Below are 18,267 nucleotides of genomic sequence, written 5' to 3' on the forward strand. Positions count from 1 at the left end.
GCCACAGTCTCGTTCAGGCCGTCGGCAGCCGCACCACCTGAACGAAGAACTCGTCGATCTGCCGGACCGCCTTCATGAACTGGTCCAGGTCAACGGGTTTGGTGACGTAGGCGTTGGCGTGCAGCTTGTAGCTCTTGAGGATGTCCTCCTCGGCCGAGGAGGTGGTCAGCACGACGACCGGGATCTGGGCCAGGTCGGGGTCGGACTTGATCTTCTCCAAAAGCTGGCGGCCGTCGTATTTGGGCAGGTTCAAATCCAGCAGGATCAGGTCGGGCCGCGGCGCGTCGGCGAACTCGCCGCGCCGGTACAGGTAGTTGAGTCCCTCCTCCCCGTCGTGCGCGACGTGCAGCCTGTTCTTGAGTTTGTTGTGCTCGAACGCTTCTCGCGTGATCAGCTCGTCCCCCGGGTCGTCTTCGACCAGCAGGATGTCGATCGCTCTTCCTTCGGGTGTCACTGATGCGCTCCTTCCAAAGCGACTGAGTCCTCTTCCTCGACGGGCCCGGGCATGGGCAACGTGAATTCGAATCGCGTCCCCTCCGTGTAGGACGTGTCGATCCGCACGGTGCCGCCGTGGTGCTCGACGATCTTCTTGACCAACGCGAGACCCACGCCGGTTCCCGCGTACACCTCCCGGCCGTGCAGCCGCTGGAAGATGACGAAGACCTTGTCGGAGAATTCCTCCGGGATGCCGATGCCGTTGTCCGACACGCTGAACAACCATTCGCCGTCGTGGGTGCCCTCGCCGGGTGCGCATTCGATGACGACGCGGGGCGGGCGATCCTTGTGCCGGAACTTGATCGCGTTGCCGATCAGGTTCTGCCACAGCATCGTCAGCAGCGTCGGATCCCCCACGATCTCCGGGAGCGGCTCCGTCGGGCGCACGATCTGGGCTTCGGTCTCCTCGATCGCGACGGCCAGGTTGGCCAGGCCGGCGTCAAGCGTCGCGTCGAGCTGCACCTCGGTCTCCGTGGTGCCCAGCCGGCCGACCCGGGAGAAGGTGAGCAGGTCGTTGATCAGCGCCTGCATGCGTTTGGCGCCGTCGACCGCGAATCCGATGTATTCGATGCCGCGTTCATCGAGCTTGTCGGCGTACCGTTTCTCGAGCAGCTGACAGAAGGAGGCCACCTTGCGCAGCGGCTCCTGCAGATCGTGCGAGGCGACATAGGCGAACTGCTCGAGTTCGGTGTTGGACCGGCGCAATTCGGCGGTCTGCTCATCGAGCAGGGTTTGGGCCGAACGGGACACGTCGAGCTCTTCGACCATGCGCTTGCGCATGTTCTCGACGTCGATGGCCATGTTGCGAATGTCCTTGGGCCGCTTGGGCGCCGAGATCACTTCGTCGAAATTGCCCTGGGTGATCCGGCGGCAGGCCGCGGCCAGGTTCGCGATCGGCCGGGTGATCGCCGCGCGACTCAGCAACCCCAACAGCAGGGCCGCGGCCAAAACGATCAGCACCATCGCGCCCAGCACCCAGTCGCGCCAGCCGTTGATGTCGTTGAGCTCGTCGACGGCGCTGGCCGCCGCGTCGGCCAGGTGCGTGTTCTGCGTGTCGAAAAGCACTCGCAGACGGTCGAATTTGGCCTTGCCGAGGTCGGCCATCGAGGTGCTGACGACGCTGGGAACCTTGGGGGTCACGGCCGCGATGACGGGTTCGGCGTAGCTGGTGCGCCAGTCCGCGGCGGCGGTTTCGACCGCCTCCAGGTCGGCGATCAGCTCCGCGCGCCCGCCCACCAGCCGCCGAATCTCGTCGGCGGCCGCCCGTTCGGCGCGTTGCCCGTCGTAATACGGCGCGAGGAACTGCCGGTCGGCGGTGATCAGGTAACCGCGCACGCCCGTTTCCTGGTCCCGCAGGGCCGCCTGCAAATGGGTCGCGGCGACGCGCGCCGGCTGGATGTCCTCGCCCACCTGGCGCGACACCTGGTCGGTGCGGTCCAGCAGCACCCCGCCGACGACCGCGCCGAGGAGCACCGTCGCACCCATGATCCACAGGACGAGGGCCAGCCACCCCCGCACGGTGAGCTGCGCGAGCCGAAGCGGAGCCGGTGGGATCACGTGGTGGTCCTCTCGATGCGGAGCACGGCGATGTCGTCGGTGAGGCCGCCGCGCGGCTCGGCGAGTTCCTGGGCGCCGTCGATGAGGGCGTCGACGAATGCCGGGCCGGGTCGGTTGGCGTGCGAGCGGGCCAGCTCGAGCAGGCCGTCCTCGCCGAGCCGCTCGGTCCCCTGCCCCGAATAGCCTTCGTAGAGACCGTCGGTCAGCAACAGCAGGCCGTGGCCGGCGGGCAGCTCCAGCTCGTGGCGCGGCCAGCCGTCGGCGCGCAGGCCCAGCGCCGGGCCGCCCGGCGGCTCCACCCACTGCACCGCGCCGCCGCCCTGCAGCAACATCCCCGGATGCCCGGCGCGGATGACGCTGACCTCCGGGCGCTCCGGGCAGATCTCGAGGCTGAGCACGGTCGCGAAGATGCCGGTGCCGGTGCGTTCCGAATACAGCACCCGCTCGAGCTGGCGCATCAGGTCGACGCCGTGCACGCCGGCGAAGGTGAGCGTGCGAAACGCGATCCGCAGCGCCGCGCCCAGGGCCGCCTCGTGCGGGCCGTGCCCGGCGACGTCGCCGATCAGGACGTGCACGATCCGGTCGGGCGTCTGGACGACGTCGTAGAAGTCGCCGCAGAGCAAAGCGCCTTCACGGCTGGGGCGGTAGCGGGCGACGATGTCGACGCCCGGGTCGTCCAGCAGCAGCGGGGAGGGCAGCAGTCCGCGTTCCAGCAGCGCGTTCTCCCGGGCCCGCAGCTGGGTCGCGTGCAGGTCGGCGGCGATCAGCTCGGCGCGCTTGCGCTCGATCGCGTACAGCAGCGCGCGGCGCAGCATCTCCGGCTCGACGCGGCCCTTGACCAGGTAGTCCTGGGCGCCGGCGGCGACGGCCGACGCCCCGAAATACTCGTCGTTGAGCCCGGTCAGCACGACGATCGGGACGGTGGCGTCCAGCTTGGCCACGCGGTCCAACGCGTCGATCCCGCTGGCGTCGGGCAGGTGCAGATCCAGCAGCACGCAATCGGGGCGGGCGGATTCCAGCTCGCGTTCGGCGTCCGCCATCGACTTGGCCCACACCACCCGGATGTCGGCGGCCGCGTCGGCGATCAGGTCTTCCACGAGCACCGCGTCGGCGCGGTCGTCCTCGACCAAGAGCAACGACAAGGATTGCCAACTCGCCGTCGGCGTGACCGGAGCACGTGCCGGAATCAATTCCCGGCCATCTGTGGACGGGTGTGGGAAGTCACGTTCTGCACTTGCAGACCCCCTGGCCGCGATAAGACCCTTGCTCGTTGGCGGTGGTCGGACGGGATAGCCGGTGCCTGTTTACCGACCGTCGGCTTGGACTTCACGCGCCGTGGAGATCCTATGCGGTGCGGGCCGGGTTTTCCCAATGGACCCGCGGAACGAATCAGCGCAGCAGCGCCCGCGACATCACCACGCGCTGAATCTGATTGGTGCCCTCGTAGATCTGGGTGATCTTGGCGTCACGCATCATCCGCTCGACGGGGAAATCGACGGTGTAGCCGGCGCCGCCGAACAGCTGCACCGCGTCCGTGGTGACCTCCATCGCGACGTCGGACGCCAGGCACTTCGACGCCGCCGAGATGAAGCCCAGGTGCGATTCGCCGCGCTCGGCGCGGGCGGCAGCGTGGTACACCATCAGCCGGGCGGACTCCACCTTCATCGCCATGTCGGCGAGCATGAACTGCACGCCCTGGTTGTCGCTGACCGGGCGGCCGAACTGCTTGCGGTCCTTGGTGTAGGCGATGGCCGCGTCCAGCGCGCCCTGGGCGATGCCGACCGCCTGCGCGCCGATGGTGGGCCGGGTGTGGTCCAGCGTCGCGAGCGCCGTCTTGAAACCGGTGCCCCGCTCGCCGATGATCCGGTCGCCCGGGATGCGGCAGTTCTCGAAGTACAGCTCGGTGGTCGGCGAACCCTTGATACCCAGCTTCTTTTCCTTGGGCCCGACGCTGAATCCCTCGTCGTCGGAGTGCACCATGAACGACGAAATCCCATTGGCGCCCTTGTCCGGATCGGTCACCGCCATCACCGTGTACCAGCTCGACTTGCCGCCGTTGGTGATCCAGCATTTGGCGCCGTTGAGGATCCAGTCGTCCCCGTCGGCCTTGGCCCGGGTCCGCATCGATCCGGCGTCGCTGCCGGCCTCGCGCTCGGACAGCGCGTAGGACGCCATCGCCGAGCCGTCCGCGATCGAGGGCAGCACCTGCTTTTTCAGCTCGTCGGAGCCGCGCAGGATCAGCCCCATCGTGCCGAGCTTGTTGACCGCGGGAATCAGCGACGCCGAGGCGTCGACGCGGGCGACCTCTTCGATGACGATGCACGCGGCCACCGAGTCGGCGCCCTGCCCGCCGTACTCCTCGGGCACGTGCACGGCGTTGAAGCCCGACGCGTTCAGGGCCTCCAGCGCCTCCTGCGGGAAGCGCGAGTTCTCGTCGACGTCGGCGGCGTGCGGGGCGATTTCCTTTTCCGCCAGCGCGCGGATCGCCGCCCGCAATTCGGTGTGTTCCTCGGGCAACTGGAACAGATCAAAGGTGGGATTTCCGGCCCATCCAGCCATCTCGAGCCTCCTACGCTCTCCTGTGGCGCCCTGCCGAACCGCCCGACTCCTGCGCGGGCGCGGCGCGCCTCGTCGCCAAGCTACTAGTCGGTAACTTTACCCCGGCGCTGCTGCAGCGCCTCATCCTTGGCCCGCACGGTCTCGGCCAGCTGCTGCTGGAAGTCGACGATCCGGGCACGCAGCGCCGGGTCCGACGATCCGAGGATGCGCACGGCGAGCAGGCCGGCGTTGCGGGCGCCGCCGATGGAGACCGTGGCCACCGGGACACCGGCGGGCATCTGCACGATCGACAGCAACGAGTCCAGGCCGTCGAGCCGCGCGAGCGGCACCGGCACGCCGATCACCGGCAGCGGCGTCGCGGACGCGACCATGCCGGGCAGGTGCGCCGCCCCGCCGGCGCCGGCGATGATCACCTCGATGCCGCGCCCGGCCGCGTCGCGGGCGTAGTCGAACATCACCTGCGGGGTGCGGTGCGCCGAGACGACCCGGACCTCGGCCGGCACGTCGAACTCGGCCAGCGCCGCCGCGGCGTCGGCCATCACCGACCAGTCGCTGTCGCTGCCCATGATCACGCCGACGCGAGCCTGCTGCTCACTCATGGTCATGGTCATTTGCGCCGCTCCTCCTCATCGACTGCGCTCTGCATCGTCGCCGGCGTGTGGATCCCATCCGTCCGTCCACTGCCCGTGTGACAACCAGTGTGCCGCCAGGTCGGCGCGTTCCCGCAGCTTCGCCACGCTTTCGCGGGCCGGGTCCAGGCCGACGAAGTTGATGTGGCCGACCTTGCGGCCGGGGCGCTCCTGCTTGCCGTACAGGTGCACCCGCGCGTCGGGCATCCGCGCGAACAGGTGGTGCAGCCGCTCGTCGACGCTCATCTGCGGGGGCCCGGAAGCTTCGGCGGCGCCCAGCACGTTGGCCATCACGGTCACCGGCGCCAGCGCGTCGGTGTCGCCGAGCGGGTAGTCGAGCACCGCGCGCAGATGCTGCTCGAACTGGCTGGTGCGCGACCCGTCCATGGTCCAGTGCCCCGAGTTGTGCGGCCGCATCGCCAGCTCGTTGACGAGCAGCGACCCGTCACCGGTCTCGAACAGCTCGACCGCGAGCACCCCGACCACGCCAAGCTCGGCCGCCAGCCGCAGCGCCAGCTGCTGTGCGGCGGCGGCCTGCTCGCCGGGCAGGTCCGGCGCGGGGGCGATCACCTGCACGCAGATCCCGTCGCGCTGCACGGTCTCGACGACCGGCCACGCCGCCCCTTGCCCGAACGGCGACCGGGCCACCAGCGCGGAGAGCTCGCGGCGCAGGTTCACCTGCTCCTCGGCCATCACCGGCACGCCGTCGGCCAGGAAGGCGGCCGCGATCTCGCGAGCGTGCACCGGGTCGCGGGCCATCCGCACCCCACGCCCGTCGTAACCGCCGCGGATCGCCTTCACCACCACGGGCCCGGCGATCCCCCGCGCGAACTCGTCGAGTTCGTCGACGCTGCGGATCTCGGCGTAGCGGGGCACCGGCACGCCGAGGGCCTCCAACCGCCGCCGCATCACGAGCTTGTCCTGCGCGTGCACCAGCGCCTGTGGCGGTGGCGCCACGTTGACGCCCTCGGCGACGAGCTTGTCCAGCAGTTCGGTCGGCACGTGCTCGTGATCGAACGTCAGCACGTCGGCACCCTCGGCCACCCGGCGCAGGTCCTCGAGATCGGTGTGCGAACCGATCACCACGTCGGGGGCGACCAGCGCGGCCGATTCGCCGGCGTCGGTGGCCAGCACCCGCAGCGTCTGCCCCAGGGCGATCGCCGCCTGGTGGGTCATCCGGGCGAGCTGACCGCCTCCAACCATCGCGACGACGGGGATGACCCGGGGAACGGCTCGGGCGGCCGGGGGGCGCGTTTCGAGGGGGGCTGCGCCCGGGGGGCGTGTACTCGGCACGGCCATCATCGTGTCACGGCCGCGCACACCGCCGCCAAGGCGTGTGACCGGCGCTGACACTGAATTGTTATGTACGATTTTGCGTCGAATTTGTGTCCGTCCGTACACTGACGTGTTGTGTCCTTCGCCGAAGCCACGATCGCGCGTCTGCCAAGGGTTTTGCAGCCCTATTTGCTACGCCACCACGAACTGATCAAATTCGCCATTGTCGGCGGCACCACGTTCGTCATCGACTCGGCGATTTTCTACACGCTCAAGCTGACAATTCTTGAACCCAAACCGGTCACCGCGAAGGTGATCGCCGGGATCGTGGCGGTCATCGCGTCCTACGTGCTGAACCGGGAATGGAGCTTCCGCAACCGCGGCGGCCGCGAGCGCCACCACGAGGCCCTGCTGTTCTTCGCGTTCAGCGGCGTCGGGGTGCTGCTGTCCATGGCGCCGCTGTGGTTCTCCAGCTACGTGCTGCAACTGCGCGTGCCGACGGTGTCGCTGGCGGTGGAAAACCTCGCCGACTTCATCTCGGCCTACATCATCGGAAACCTGCTGCAGATGGCGTTCCGCTTCTGGGCGTTCCGCCGCTGGGTATTTCCGGACCAATTTGCCCGCACCCCCGACAAGGCGCTGGAATCCGCCCTCACCGCCGGCGGTATTGCCGAGATCTTCGAAGACGAGATCGAGGGCGGAAACGTCACCCTGCTGCGCGCCTGGCGCAATCGGGCCGGCCGCCTGGGTCAGCTCGGCGATTCCTCGGAACCGAGGGTGTCGAAGACTTCGTGATACAGCAGCGCGTGCACCTCGCGCAGCCGCGGAATGTCGTAGAACTCCAAGGGGTCCTGTGACGCCGATTCGATGATCAGCGTCCCGGTGCGAAACATTCGCTCGGTGATCCGGTCGCGGAATTCCACGCTGTTGATCCGGGCCAGCGGGATGTCGATCCCGGTGCGCGTCAACACCCCGTGCCGGAACATCACCCGCCGGTTCGTCACCACGAAATGTGTCGTCAGCCAGCTTCCGAAGGGCCACAACGTCAGCCACCCGACGATCACCAGCCAGATCCCCCAGATGACGCCGTGGATGATGTTCTTGGCGAGCTGCTCCCAGTGCGTCGAGTTGAGGTATCCCGAGCCGAACGCCGCCAGCCCGGTCACCACGATGAGAACCAGCACCGGCCAGATCAACCGCTTCCAGTGCGGGTGCCGATGCACGATGACGTGCTCGCCGGCGGCCAGCACATTGTCCGGATAGCCCATGCCCGCCGACCTTAGCCTCGCGGCGCGACGAACTAGCGCAAATGCACCACATCGCCGGCCGCGACGACGGCGGTCTGCCCGCCACTGTCCAGGCACAACCGGCCCTGATCGTCGATGGCGGTCGCGGTGCCGTCGATCTGCTTGCCGCCGGGCAAGTGCGCGCGCACCCGGTTGCCGAGGGTCAGGCTGCGCGCCCGGTAGTCGGCGGCCAGCGCCCAGTCGGCGCCGCGCGCGGCGCGCCAGGCCACGATCCGCCGCCCCAGCTCCCGCAGCAGGTCCGACACCAACCGCGTGCGGTCGGGTTCGGCCACGCCGAGATCGAGCAGCGACGTCGCGCCGGGGCCGTCGATCTCCTCGGCGGACTGAGTCACGTTGAGCCCCAAGCCGATAACCACCACCGGCTTTGCCACCTCGGCGAGAATCCCGGCCAGCTTGCCCGGCGAATCGGCCGGCCCGGCCAGCACGTCGTTGGGCCATTTGAGCCCCACCCGGGCCCCGGACCCTTCCAGCAGCGGGGCGACGGTGTCGACCACCGCCACCCCGGCGGCCAGCGGCAGCCAGCCCCACCCGGTGCTGGGGACGTCGACGACGCTGACGCCGACCGACATGGTGATCTGGGCGCGCGGGGTGGCCGACCAGCCGCGGCCGTGCCGCCCGCGGCCGGCGGTCTGGTGCTCGGCGATCAGCACGGCGCCGGCGACGTCGGCGCCCATTGAACTCCGGGCCGCCCGCGCCAGCAGGTCGGCGTTGGTGGATCCGGTCTGCTCGACGACGTCGAGCTGACGCCAGCCCAGCCCGGTGCCGATCAACTCGGCGCGCAGCGCGGCGGCGTCCAGCGGCGCTCGAAGTTGATCTCGGTCTGTCACCGGACCCAGCCTAGAACTCAGGACCGACGGTCGCGCATGTCCAGGACGGCCAGGTGGCTGAACAGCATGCTGGTTCCGATCGGGTTGCCCCCACCGGGATACGCGGTGCCGCTGGGCGCGGCCATCGTGTTGCCCGCCGCGTACAGGCCCGGAATCGGGTGGCCGGACGTGTCGAGCACCCGCGCCGCGGCGTCGGTGCGCAGGCCGCCTTTGGTGCCCAGGTCCGAGATGCCGAACGCCGCGGCGTGATAGGGCGGCGAGTCGATGGGCACCAGCGGCGAGGCGCCCGCCGAGAACGCACGATCGAATGCCTCGTCACCGCGGCCGAAGTCCTCGTCGACGCCGGAGGCGGCAAAACCGTTGAACCGCTTCACCGTTGCCGCCAGCCGCTCGCCCGGCACCCCGATCTTGGCGGCCAGCTCCTCGAGGGTGTCCGCGGAGTGCCACAGGCCGGCGGCGACGTACTTCTCGGTCTCGACGATGGAGACGTTGGCCGCCTTGACCGGCGGCACCTCGCCCTCGGAGTCGTCGTAGATCATCCAGTACGGCAACGTGATTGAGCCGTCCTGCAGTTGCGCGATGATCTCGCGGCCGGCCCGGTCGTAGGCCCGGGACTCGTTGACGAACCGGTCGCCGTCCTGGTTGACGAAGATGCCGCCGGTGAACCACAGCGCGAAGGCGGACCGGCCGTCGGGGTGGGTCATGCCCGGCGACCACCAGGCCTGGTCCAGTAGGTCGGTGTCCGCGCCCGCGGCGATGCCGGCCTGCAGCGCCAGACCGCGACTTCCCGGGCCCCCCATGGTGTCTCGCGCGCTGCCCGGCACCCCGTACTTTCGCCGGAGCTCGTCGTTGCCCTCGAAGCCGCCGGCGGCCAGCAGCACTCCCCGGCGGGCGCGGATGGCGCGGCGCTGCCCGCCGGTCTCGACGATCGCTCCCGTCACGCGGCCCTCGTCTACCACGAGGTCGACCAGTGCGGTGTCGCGCTGCAGCGACGCGCTCGGGTACTCGCCGATGGCCTTGAGGAATCGGGCGATCAGCGCGCGGCCCCCGACGTAGTAGTCCGACGGCGGTTCGGCGCCGAGCCGGTCGGTGTCCAGCGGCCCGCGGATCGCGTCGCGGAATTCGGGGGCGGCGGCCACCGCCAGAGGCTTGGCCGCGATGTGACGCTGGCCGTCGAGGCGCGCCTTGGGCGCCTTGCCGTAGTAGTCGGGCCACGGCAGCGGCACGAACTTCAGGTTCGGGTCGGCCTCCAGGTACTCGATCAGCGGCGCGCCGCCGCGGACGTAGGTTTCCTGCAGCTCGCGCGGGGTGCGATCGCCGACCACGGCGCGGTAGTAGGTGAGCGCGTCCTCGATGGTGTCGTCGGTGCCGGCGCGCAGCAGCACCGGATTGCACGGGAACCACACGCCGCCCCCGCCGGAGTACGCGGTGGTGCCACCGAACTTGTCGGTCGCCTCGACCAGGAGCACGTCAAGGCCTTCGCGCGCCGCGGTGTACGCGCCGGTGACGCCGCCGCCGCCCGATCCCGCGACCAGTACGTCGCATTCGGCCTTCCAGTCCACCGTGCCCATAGTCAGCGCAGCCTATCCGCGCCGCTAAGCTCGACTCCCATGACGAGCGTTACCGACCACACCGCGGAACCCGCCGCCGAACACACCATCGACATCCACACCACCGCCGGCAAGCTGGCCGAACTGCACAAGCGCCGCGAGGAGTCGCTGCACCCGGTGGGTGAAGAGGCCGTCGAGAAGGTGCACGCCAAGGGCAAGCTGACCGCCCGCGAGCGCATCCTCGCCCTGCTCGACGAGGACTCGTTCGTCGAGCTCGACGCGCTGGCCCGCCACCGCAGCAAGAACTTCGGCCTGGAGAACAACCGCCCGCTGGGCGACGGCGTGATCACCGGCTACGGCACCATCGACGGCCGCGACGTGTGCATCTTCAGCCAGGACGCCACCGTGTTCGGCGGCAGCCTAGGCGAGGTGTACGGCGAGAAGATCGTCAAGGTCCAGGAGCTGGCGATCAAGACCGGGCGCCCACTGATCGGCATCAACGACGGCGCGGGGGCGCGCATCCAGGAGGGCGTCGTCTCGCTCGGCCTCTACAGCCGCATCTTCCGCAACAACATCCTGGCCTCCGGCGTCATCCCGCAGATCTCGCTGATCATGGGGGCCGCCGCCGGTGGGCACGTCTACTCCCCCGCGCTGACCGACTTCGTGGTCATGGTCGACCAGACCAGCCAGATGTTCATCACCGGGCCCGACGTCATCAAGACCGTCACCGGCGAGGACGTCACCATGGAGGAGCTGGGCGGCGCCCACACCCACATGGCCAAGTCGGGCACGCTGCACTACGTCGCCTCCGGTGAGCAGGACGCCTTCGACTGGGTCCGCGACCTGCTGAGCTACCTGCCGCCCAACAACGCGACCGACCCGCCCCGCTACGCCGAGCCGCACCCGCCCGGCGCCATCGAGGACAACCTCACCGAGGAGGACCTCGAGCTGGACACGCTGATCCCGGACTCGCCCAACCAGCCCTACGACATGCACGAGGTGATCACCCGCATCCTCGACGACGACGAATTCCTGGAAGTCCAGGGGGGTTACGCGCAGAACATCGTCGTCGGGTTCGGCCGCATCGACGGCCGCCCGGTCGGGATCGTGGCCAACCAGCCGACGCAGTTCGCCGGCTGCCTGGACATCAACGCCTCGGAGAAGGCGGCCCGCTTCGTGCGGACCTGCGACTGCTTCAACATCCCGATCATCATGCTGGTCGACGTGCCGGGCTTTTTGCCGGGCACCGGCCAAGAGTACAACGGCATCATCCGGCGCGGCGCCAAGCTGCTGTACGCCTACGGCGAGGCCACCGTCCCCAAGATCACCGTCATCACCCGCAAGGCCTACGGCGGCGCCTACTGCGTCATGGGCTCCAAGGACATGGGCTGCGACGTCAACATCGCCTGGCCGTCGGCGCAGATCGCCGTGATGGGGGCCTCCGGGGCCGTCGGATTCGTCTACCGCAAGCAGCTTTCCGAGGCGGCCAAGGAGGGCAAGGACGTCGACGCGCTGCGCCTGCAGCTGCAGCAGGAGTACGAGGACACCCTGGTCAATCCGTACGTCGCCGCCGAGCGCGGATACGTCGACGCGGTGATCCCGCCGTCGCACACCCGCGGCTACATCGGCACGGCGCTGCGCCTGCTGGAACGCAAGATCGCCCACCTGCCCCCCAAGAAGCACGGGAACATACCGCTGTGACCCAGACTCAGACCGAAGCGGCGGCCGCTGAAGCTCAGCAGCCGCACGAGCCGCACATCCAGATCCTCAAGGGCGAACCCACCGTCGAGGAGGTGGCCGCGCTGGTCGCGGTGCTGGGCTGCGTCGGCGGTGCGCCCGAGCCCGAACAGCCCGAGGAGACCCGCTGGGGCCTCCCGGTCGACCGGCTGCGGTTCGCGATGTCGAACTACCAGCGGCTGACCATGCAGCAAATGACGCACATGAGGCGTTGACCCGCCTGGTGCTGGCGTCGGCCTCGGCCGGCCGGCTCAAGGTGTTGCGTCAGGCGGGCGTCGACCCGCTGGTCGTGGTGTCCGGCGTCGACGAGGACGCGGTCGCGGCGGCGCTGGGACCCGGCGCCGAGCCGCCCGACGTGGTGTGCGCCCTGGCCCGGGCCAAGGCCGAACAGGTCGCCGGCGGGCTGGACGGCGCCGTCGCGGCCGATTGCGTTGTCCTTGGCTGTGATTCGATGCTTTCCCTCGACGGCCGGCTGTGCGGCAAGCCCGGATCGGCCGACGCCGCGGCGAGCCAGTGGCGCCGCATGGGCGGGCGGTCCGGCGGGCTGCACACCGGGCACTGCCTGCTGCGGATGTCCGACGGCGCGATCACCCATTGCGAGGTCGAATCAGCTTGCACCACAGTTCATTTCGCCGAACCGACGGACGCCGATCTGCGCGCCTACGTGGCCGGCGGCGAACCGTGGCACGTGGCGGGCGGCTTCACCCTCGACGGCCTGGGCGGCTGGTTCGTCGACGGCATCGACGGCGACCCGTCGAACGTGATCGGCGTGAGCCTGCCGCTGCTGCGGCGCCTGCTGGGGCGGGCCGGGCTGTCGGTGGCCGCGCTGTGGGCCGGCGACTCGACCACCGGCGCCGGCGAGACATAAACCACGGCGATCCGCGACGGCGTGTCGTCGCCCTCGTTGATGTGTCGCGGCGGCCCGCGGCAACTAGTCGACGTTGGTGACGAAATCCCGGGATGAGTAGGCTCGGCAGCGTGGCATTACCCCCCGATCCAAGCCCGACACTGTCGAACTACGCCCACCCCGAGCGACTGGTCACCGCCGACTGGCTGTCGGCCCACCTGGGCACCCCCGGCCTGGTGATCGTCGAGTCCGACGAGGACGTGCTGCTCTACGACGTGGGCCACATCCCCGGTGCGGTGAAAGTCGACTGGCACACCGACCTCAACGACCCCCGGGTCCGCGACTACATCGACGGTGCGCAGTTCGCGGAGTTGATGGACCGCAAGGGCATCGCCCGCGACGACACCGTGGTGATCTACGGCGACAAGAGCAACTGGTGGGCCGCCTACGCGCTGTGGGTGTTCACCTTGTTCGGTCACCCGGACGTGCGCCTGCTCAACGGCGGCCGCGACCTGTGGCTGGCCGAACGCCGGGAGACCACGCTGGACGTCCCCACCAAGACGTCCACCGGCTACCCCGTCGTCACGCGCAACGACGAGCCCATCCGCGCCTTCAAGGACGACGTGCTGGGGATCCTCGGCAGCCAGCCGCTGATCGACGTGCGCTCGCCGGACGAGTACACCGGCAAACGCACACACATGCCCGAATACCCCGAGGAGGGCGTGCTGCGCGGCGGCCACATCCCCACCGCCCGGTCGATCCCGTGGGCCAAGGCGGTCGACGAAAGCGGCCGCTTCCGCAGCCGCGAGGAACTCGAGGAGCTCTACGGCTTCCTCGAGCCCGACGACAAGACCGTCGTGTACTGCCGCATCGGCGAACGGTCCAGCCACACGTGGTTCGTCCTGACGCACCTGCTGGGCAAGCCCGGCGTGCGCAACTACGACGGGTCGTGGACCGAGTGGGGCAACACCGTGCGCACCCCGATCGTCGCGGGCCCAGAACCGGGACAGGCCCCGACCGTTTCCGTCTGATGGGTGCGCCATGAGCATGCCCGCGCCGCTGGCCGAGGTGGTCTCCGACTTCGCCGAGGTCGAGGGCCAGGACAAGCTGAAGCTGCTGCTGGAATTCGCCGACGAGCTGCCGGACCTGCCGCCCGAGCTCGAAGAGCAGGCCATGGAGCCGGTGCCCGAGTGCCAGACGCCGCTGTTTCTGCACGTCGACGCCAGCGACCCGAACCGGGTGCGGTTGCACTTCAGCGCGCCCGCCGAATCGCCCACCACGCGGGGCTTCGCGTCGATCCTGGCCACCGGGCTGGACGAGCAGCCCGCCGCCGAAATCCTGGCCGTGCCCGAGGATTTCTACGACGACCTCGGGTTGGCCGCGCTGATCAGCCCGCTGCGGTTGCGCGGCCTGTCGGCGATGCTCGCCCGCATCAAGCGCAGGCTGCGCGAGTCGACCTGAAAAAAGGTGGACCGCCTCGTCGGGCCCAACGGCGCGGCGCTTAGACTTCCCGAGAACTCGTTGTAAGAAATTCTCTTAGAGAAGCCCCGCAGAAATACGTCTGCGACCGATGCCATACAGGAGGCGCTGTGGCCAGTCACGCCAGCTCGAGGATCTCCAAAGTCCTCGTCGCCAACCGCGGCGAGATCGCTGTCCGGGTGATCCGCGCGGCCCGCGACGCGGGCCTGTCCAGCGTGGCGGTGTACGCCGAACCCGACGCCGACGCGCCGCACGTGCGGCTGGCCGACGAGGCGTTCGCGTTGGGCGGACAGACGTCCGCGGAGTCCTACCTGGACTTCGGCAAGCTCCTCGACGCGGCGGCCAAGTCCGGCGCCAACGCCGTGCACCCCGGCTACGGGTTCCTCTCGGAGAACGCCGATTTCGCTCAGGCTGTGCTCGACGCGGGCCTGATCTGGATCGGCCCCAGCCCGCAGTCCATCCGCGACCTCGGTGACAAGGTCACCGCCCGCCACATCGCCGCCCGCGCCCAGGCGCCGTTGGTGCCCGGCACCCCCGACCCGGTCAAGGACGCCGACGAGGTGGTGGCATTCGCCAAGGAGTACGGCGTGCCGATCGCGATCAAGGCCGCCTTCGGCGGCGGCGGCCGCGGCATGAAGGTGGCCCGCACCATCGAGGAGATCCCGCACCTCTACGAGTCGGCCGTGCGTGAGGCCGTCGCGGCGTTCGGCCGCGGCGAGTGCTTCGTCGAGCGCTACCTGGACAAGCCGCGCCACGTGGAGGCGCAGGTGATCGCCGACCAGCACGGCAACGTCATCGTCGCCGGCACCCGCGACTGCTCGCTGCAGCGCCGGTTCCAGAAGCTGGTGGAGGAGGCGCCCGCGCCGTTCCTGACCGACGCCCAGCGCAAGGAGATCCACGAATCGGCCAAGCGGATCTGCAAGGAGGCCCACTACTACGGCGCCGGGACCGTCGAATACCTGGTCGGCCAGGACGGCCTGATCTCCTTCCTGGAGGTCAACACGCGCCTGCAGGTCGAGCACCCGGTCACCGAGGAGACCGCCGGCATCGACCTGGTGCTGCAGCAGTTCAAGATCGCCAACGGCGAGAAGCTGGACCTCACCGAGGACCCCACCCCGCGCGGGCACGCCATCGAGTTCCGGATCAACGGCGAGGACGCCGGGCGAGGCTTCCTGCCGGCTCCCGGCCCGGTCACCCGCTACGACATCCCGACCGGGCCCGGCGTCCGGCTGGATTCGGGCGTCGAGGCCGGTTCGGTCATCGGCGGACAATTCGACTCCATGCTGTCCAAGCTGATCGTGTACGGCGCCACCCGCGAGGAGGCCCTCGCCCGCTCCCGTCGCGCCCTGGACGAATTCCACGTCGAGGGGCTCGCCACGGTCATCCCGTTCCACCGCGCCGTCGTGAGTGACCCGGCGTTCATCGGTGACGGCGAGAGCTTCTCGGTCCACACGCGCTGGATCGAGACCGAGTGGGACAACACCATCGAACCGTTCACCGCCGGCGAGCCCCTGGACGACGAAGCCGACGCCCGGCCCCGCCAGAAGGTCGTCGTGGAGGTCGGCGGCCGCCGGCTCGAGGTGTCGCTGCCCGGTGACCTGGCGCTGTCGGGCGGGGGCTCCGGCGGCGGCGAGGCGGGTGTCATCCGCAAGAAGCCCAAGGCCCGCAAGCGGGGGGCGCACGCCGGTGCGGCCGCCTCCGGCGACGCGGTCACCGCGCCCATGCAGGGCACCGTGGTCAAGGTCGCCGTCGAGGAGGGCCAGGAGGTTGCCGCCGGCGACCTGGTGGTGGTCCTCGAGGCGATGAAGATGGAGAACCCGGTCACCGCGCACAAGGACGGCGTCATCACCGGGCTCGCGGTCGAGCCCGGCGCGGCCATCACGCAGGGCACGGTGCTGGCCGAGATCAAGTAGCGGCCCGACGGACTTCACCGGGATCACCGGGAGCGTTGTCGCCCCTGGCCACCACGAGTAGGGTGGCGGGCAAGGTTGAGTTCACAGCCGCCGCCCGGGGTACGTTGTTGGCGTGGGGACAGGCGAAACTCCCTGCTTCTGCGAACTTTTTGCAGTCGGCTGACGTATTCCACAGCAGGAATCCTCCGCACGGATGGAGTCAGCAATGTCTGTGGCGCAATCGTGGCAACAAAGCCGCACGGCGCAGTTCACCGCCCGGTGGGGCCCGACGGGCACCCTGATCACGGTCGACGGTGAGCTCGACGCGGCCAATGCGGATCAGCTCGCCGCGTACGTCCAACAGAGCGTCAACCGCTCCCGGCGGGTGATCCTCGACCTGCGCGGCCTGAAGTTCATTGGCACCGCGGGCTTTTCGACCCTGCACCGGATCAACGTGGTGTGCTCGGCCGCGCAGGTGTCGTGGGCCATGGCGCCGAGCCCGGCGGTGTCGAGGTTGCTGCGCGTCTGCGATCCGGACGGCACGCTCCCGGTGACGACGCCGAAGGCCGAGCCGCTGCTCGAGCCGCTGCGGGTCGATGAGGGCGAAAACCCCCGGCCGCTATTGCAATTGGTCCCGCAGCCGCGTTAGCGATTTCGCCAGTAGGCGCGAGACGTGCATCTGTGAGATGCCGACCCGCTCGGCGATCTGCGTCTGCGTCATCGACTCGAAGAACCGCAGCACCAACACCGTTCGTTCCCGCTCGGGCAGCGCCTCGAGCAACGGGCGCAACGATTCCTGGTCTTCGATGCGGTCCAGGCCGGTGTCCACGTCGCCGAGGGTGTCGGCGATCGCGCGAGCTTCCTCTTCCTCGCCCCCGCCCCCACTGTCGATCGACAAGGTGTTGTAGGAGCTGCCGGCGACCAGGCCCTCGACCACCTCTTCGCGGTCCATCTCGAGCTCGGCGGCGAGTTCGGTCGCGGTGGGCGCACGGCCCAGCCGTTGGGACAGATCGGCGGTGGCGGTGCCGAGCCGCAAGTGCAGTTCCTTGAGGCGCCGTGGCACCTTGACCGACCAGCTGTTGTCGCGGAAGTGGCGGCGGACCTCGCCCATGATCGTGGGCACCGCGAACGAAACGAAGTCGGAGCCGGCGTCGACGTCGAAACGCACCACCGCGTTGACCAACCCGACGCGCGCCACCTGGACGAGGTCGTCGCGCGGCTCGCCGCGGCCCTCGAAGCGGCGCGCGATGTGGTCGGCCAGCGGAAGGCAGCGCTCGACGATCTTGTCCCGTTGGCGCTGAAGTTCCATGGAATCGGCCGCGACGGAGGCCAACTCACGGAACATGTCCGGAACATCGGCGTACTCGTTCGGACGCGAGACCGAACCGCCGGCAGCTCGCGGTGTCACCTGCTGGAGGCCGCCCGTCGCGCCGTCAGTGTGATGCCGAAAACACTGCCGGTTTCATTGGGTTCGCGACCATCGTGAAAAGTCTGCACGTCGTCGGCCAACGACGTCAGCACATGCCAACTGAAGCTGCCGGGCGACACCACATCGTGGGTGTCGCATGCCGCGGAAGCCTCCACCACCAATTGGTCGTCCTGCGGATCGACCACGACGCTCAGCGTCGCGTCGGGAGTGGCCGAGCGAATCAACCTGGTGCACACCTCATCGACCGCGAGTCGCAGGTCCGCCACCGCATCGAAATCCAGGTCCTCGAAGGTGCCGATCGCGCCGACCAGGGTGCGCAGCATCGCGAGGTTCTCCAGCCGAGCTGCGACGTGAAGTTCGACGGCGCGATGGCCGCGCGGACGCTTGTTAGCGTGCGATCCAGCATCGTTCATATGGTCTCCCGGCATGGTTTGACTGACACTACTACTGCTCCGCAGCCCGCCGTGGACCGTGCGTTCGAGCCGGTCAGTCATGATCGCCGCCGGGTATCCGGCCCGCCATGGACGGGCCTGACGCGACCGATACAGACCGGACGCGCCGGCTTAGGCGCGTCGCAGTAATCGCCGGGGTCACGCTGATCGTCTTGCTGGTGGTCGCAGTGGGCATTTATGTCGATGTGCTCGTGTTTCTGTCCCCCATGATGGGGTGACGCCATTTTTGTCC

At 69.2% G+C, this 18,267-nt stretch carries 19 protein-coding genes; 8 read left to right on the forward strand and 11 right to left on the reverse strand.

The features are described 5' to 3' along the window. Nucleotides 1-13: 13 nt before the first annotated feature. The 6 genes from W7S_RS20415 to W7S_RS20440 all read right to left on the reverse strand — a co-directional run bounded on the left by W7S_RS20415 (nt 14) and on the right by W7S_RS20440 (nt 6,542). Entirely contained in the window at nt 14-454 is a 441-nt protein-coding gene (locus W7S_RS20415) for a response regulator (RefSeq protein WP_008259874.1), read from the reverse strand. After that, nucleotides 451-2,052, reverse strand: coding sequence for a CHASE3 domain-containing protein (locus tag W7S_RS20420; RefSeq protein ID WP_008259883.1), 1,602 nt, complete (start codon nt 2,050-2,052; stop codon nt 451-453). The genes W7S_RS20415 and W7S_RS20420 overlap by 4 nt, the downstream gene beginning before the upstream one ends. Then, nucleotides 2,049-3,194 (reverse strand): PP2C family protein-serine/threonine phosphatase, encoded by a 1,146-nt coding sequence (locus tag W7S_RS20425; protein WP_008259898.1) that lies wholly within the window; start codon nt 3,192-3,194, stop codon nt 2,049-2,051. Before W7S_RS20425 ends, W7S_RS20420 begins: the two co-directional genes overlap by 4 nt. A gap of 247 nt (nt 3,195-3,441) precedes the next feature. Beyond that, nucleotides 3,442-4,611 (reverse strand): acyl-CoA dehydrogenase, encoded by a 1,170-nt coding sequence (locus tag W7S_RS20430; RefSeq protein ID WP_008259901.1) that lies wholly within the window; start codon nt 4,609-4,611, stop codon nt 3,442-3,444. A gap of 83 nt (nt 4,612-4,694) precedes the next feature. Continuing rightward, nucleotides 4,695-5,210, reverse strand: coding sequence for a 5-(carboxyamino)imidazole ribonucleotide mutase (purE, locus tag W7S_RS20435; protein WP_041298268.1), 516 nt, complete (start codon nt 5,208-5,210; stop codon nt 4,695-4,697). A gap of 27 nt (nt 5,211-5,237) precedes the next feature. After that, nucleotides 5,238-6,542, reverse strand: coding sequence for a 5-(carboxyamino)imidazole ribonucleotide synthase (locus W7S_RS20440; RefSeq protein WP_081490169.1), 1,305 nt, complete (start codon nt 6,540-6,542; stop codon nt 5,238-5,240). Between the two features lie 108 nt (nt 6,543-6,650). Here W7S_RS20440 and W7S_RS20445 point away from each other — a divergent pair, with 108 nt between their 5' ends. Beyond that, nucleotides 6,651-7,310, forward strand: coding sequence for a GtrA family protein (locus W7S_RS20445; protein ID WP_008259906.1), 660 nt, complete (start codon nt 6,651-6,653; stop codon nt 7,308-7,310). Here W7S_RS20445 and W7S_RS20450 read toward each other — a convergent pair. The 3 genes from W7S_RS20450 to W7S_RS20460 are packed head-to-tail and all read right to left on the reverse strand — an operon-like array spanning nt 7,265 to nt 10,220. Continuing rightward, on the reverse strand, nt 7,265-7,783 hold the full coding sequence (locus W7S_RS20450; protein WP_008259908.1) for a PH domain-containing protein: 519 nt from the start codon (nt 7,781-7,783) through the stop codon (nt 7,265-7,267). The two genes, W7S_RS20445 and W7S_RS20450, sit on opposite strands and share 46 nt — an antisense overlap. 32 nt (nt 7,784-7,815) lie before the next feature. Continuing rightward, a complete protein-coding gene (locus tag W7S_RS20455) occupies nt 7,816-8,649 on the reverse strand; it encodes a biotin--[acetyl-CoA-carboxylase] ligase (RefSeq protein WP_008259913.1) in 834 nt (277 codons plus the stop codon). A gap of 17 nt (nt 8,650-8,666) precedes the next feature. Next, nucleotides 8,667-10,220 carry an FAD-binding protein gene (locus W7S_RS20460; protein ID WP_008259920.1) on the reverse strand — a complete coding sequence of 518 codons (1,554 nt, stop codon included), beginning with the start codon at nt 10,218-10,220 and terminating at the stop codon, nt 8,667-8,669. A gap of 39 nt (nt 10,221-10,259) precedes the next feature. On the opposite strand from W7S_RS20460, the gene W7S_RS20465 reads away from it, so the two are divergent. The 7 genes from W7S_RS20465 (at nt 10,260) to W7S_RS20495 (ending at nt 16,803) form a co-directional block, all read left to right on the forward strand. After that, entirely contained in the window at nt 10,260-11,900 is a 1,641-nt protein-coding gene (locus tag W7S_RS20465) for an acyl-CoA carboxylase subunit beta (protein WP_008259921.1), read from the forward strand. After that, nucleotides 11,897-12,151: an acyl-CoA carboxylase subunit epsilon gene (locus W7S_RS20470; RefSeq protein WP_008259922.1), complete on the forward strand. Its 255-nt coding sequence runs from the start codon at nt 11,897-11,899 to the stop codon at nt 12,149-12,151. Before W7S_RS20465 ends, W7S_RS20470 begins: the two co-directional genes overlap by 4 nt. Then, on the forward strand, nt 12,148-12,804 hold the full coding sequence (locus W7S_RS20475; RefSeq protein ID WP_008259923.1) for a nucleoside triphosphate pyrophosphatase: 657 nt from the start codon (nt 12,148-12,150) through the stop codon (nt 12,802-12,804). The genes W7S_RS20470 and W7S_RS20475 overlap by 4 nt, the downstream gene beginning before the upstream one ends. A 110-nt stretch (nt 12,805-12,914) precedes the next feature. After that, complete coding sequence (locus tag W7S_RS20480; RefSeq protein WP_008259924.1) at nt 12,915-13,814, forward strand: sulfurtransferase; 900 nt, start codon at nt 12,915-12,917, stop codon at nt 13,812-13,814. A 10-nt stretch (nt 13,815-13,824) separates the two neighbouring features. Then, nucleotides 13,825-14,244, forward strand: coding sequence for a SufE family protein (locus W7S_RS20485; protein ID WP_008259926.1), 420 nt, complete (start codon nt 13,825-13,827; stop codon nt 14,242-14,244). 128 nt (nt 14,245-14,372) lie between these two features. Then, nucleotides 14,373-16,175 (forward strand): acetyl/propionyl/methylcrotonyl-CoA carboxylase subunit alpha, encoded by a 1,803-nt coding sequence (locus tag W7S_RS20490; RefSeq protein WP_009953248.1) that lies wholly within the window; start codon nt 14,373-14,375, stop codon nt 16,173-16,175. A gap of 193 nt (nt 16,176-16,368) precedes the next feature. Continuing rightward, the gene (locus W7S_RS20495) at nt 16,369-16,803 is read left to right on the forward strand and encodes an STAS domain-containing protein (protein ID WP_029384334.1); all 435 of its coding nucleotides are present in this window, start codon (nt 16,369-16,371) and stop codon (nt 16,801-16,803) included. On the opposite strand, the gene W7S_RS20500 is transcribed toward W7S_RS20495, so the two are convergent. Then, the gene (locus W7S_RS20500) at nt 16,774-17,562 is read right to left on the reverse strand and encodes an RNA polymerase sigma factor SigF (protein ID WP_008259929.1); all 789 of its coding nucleotides are present in this window, start codon (nt 17,560-17,562) and stop codon (nt 16,774-16,776) included. The two genes, W7S_RS20495 and W7S_RS20500, sit on opposite strands and share 30 nt — an antisense overlap. After that, the gene (locus W7S_RS20505; protein ID WP_008259930.1) at nt 17,559-17,996 is read right to left on the reverse strand and encodes an ATP-binding protein; all 438 of its coding nucleotides are present in this window, start codon (nt 17,994-17,996) and stop codon (nt 17,559-17,561) included. Before W7S_RS20505 ends, W7S_RS20500 begins: the two co-directional genes overlap by 4 nt. Between the last annotated feature and the right edge of the window lie 271 nt (nt 17,997-18,267).

Source organism: Mycobacterium sp. MOTT36Y, assembly GCF_000262165.1.
Classification (GTDB): domain Bacteria; phylum Actinomycetota; class Actinomycetes; order Mycobacteriales; family Mycobacteriaceae; genus Mycobacterium; species Mycobacterium intracellulare.

Excerpts from the sequence above, each read along its gene's own strand:
- W7S_RS20430 (WP_008259901.1), bottom strand. The coding sequence starts at position 4,611 with ATGGCTGGATGGGCCGGAAATCCCACCTTTGATCTGTTCCAGTTGCCC.
- purE (WP_041298268.1), bottom strand. The coding sequence starts at position 5,210 with ATGAGTGAGCAGCAGGCTCGCGTCGGCGTGATCATGGGCAGCGACAGC.
- W7S_RS20440 (WP_081490169.1), bottom strand. The coding sequence starts at position 6,542 with ATGATGGCCGTGCCGAGTACACGCCCCCCGGGCGCAGCCCCCCTCGAA.
- W7S_RS20450 (WP_008259908.1), bottom strand. The coding sequence starts at position 7,783 with ATGGGCTATCCGGACAATGTGCTGGCCGCCGGCGAGCACGTCATCGTG.
- W7S_RS20460 (WP_008259920.1), bottom strand. The coding sequence starts at position 10,220 with ATGGGCACGGTGGACTGGAAGGCCGAATGCGACGTACTGGTCGCGGGA.
- W7S_RS20465 (WP_008259921.1), top strand. The coding sequence starts at position 10,260 with ATGACGAGCGTTACCGACCACACCGCGGAACCCGCCGCCGAACACACC.
- W7S_RS20485 (WP_008259926.1), top strand. The coding sequence starts at position 13,825 with ATGAGCATGCCCGCGCCGCTGGCCGAGGTGGTCTCCGACTTCGCCGAG.
- W7S_RS20495 (WP_029384334.1), top strand. The coding sequence starts at position 16,369 with ATGGAGTCAGCAATGTCTGTGGCGCAATCGTGGCAACAAAGCCGCACG.
- W7S_RS20505 (WP_008259930.1), bottom strand. The coding sequence starts at position 17,996 with ATGAACGATGCTGGATCGCACGCTAACAAGCGTCCGCGCGGCCATCGC.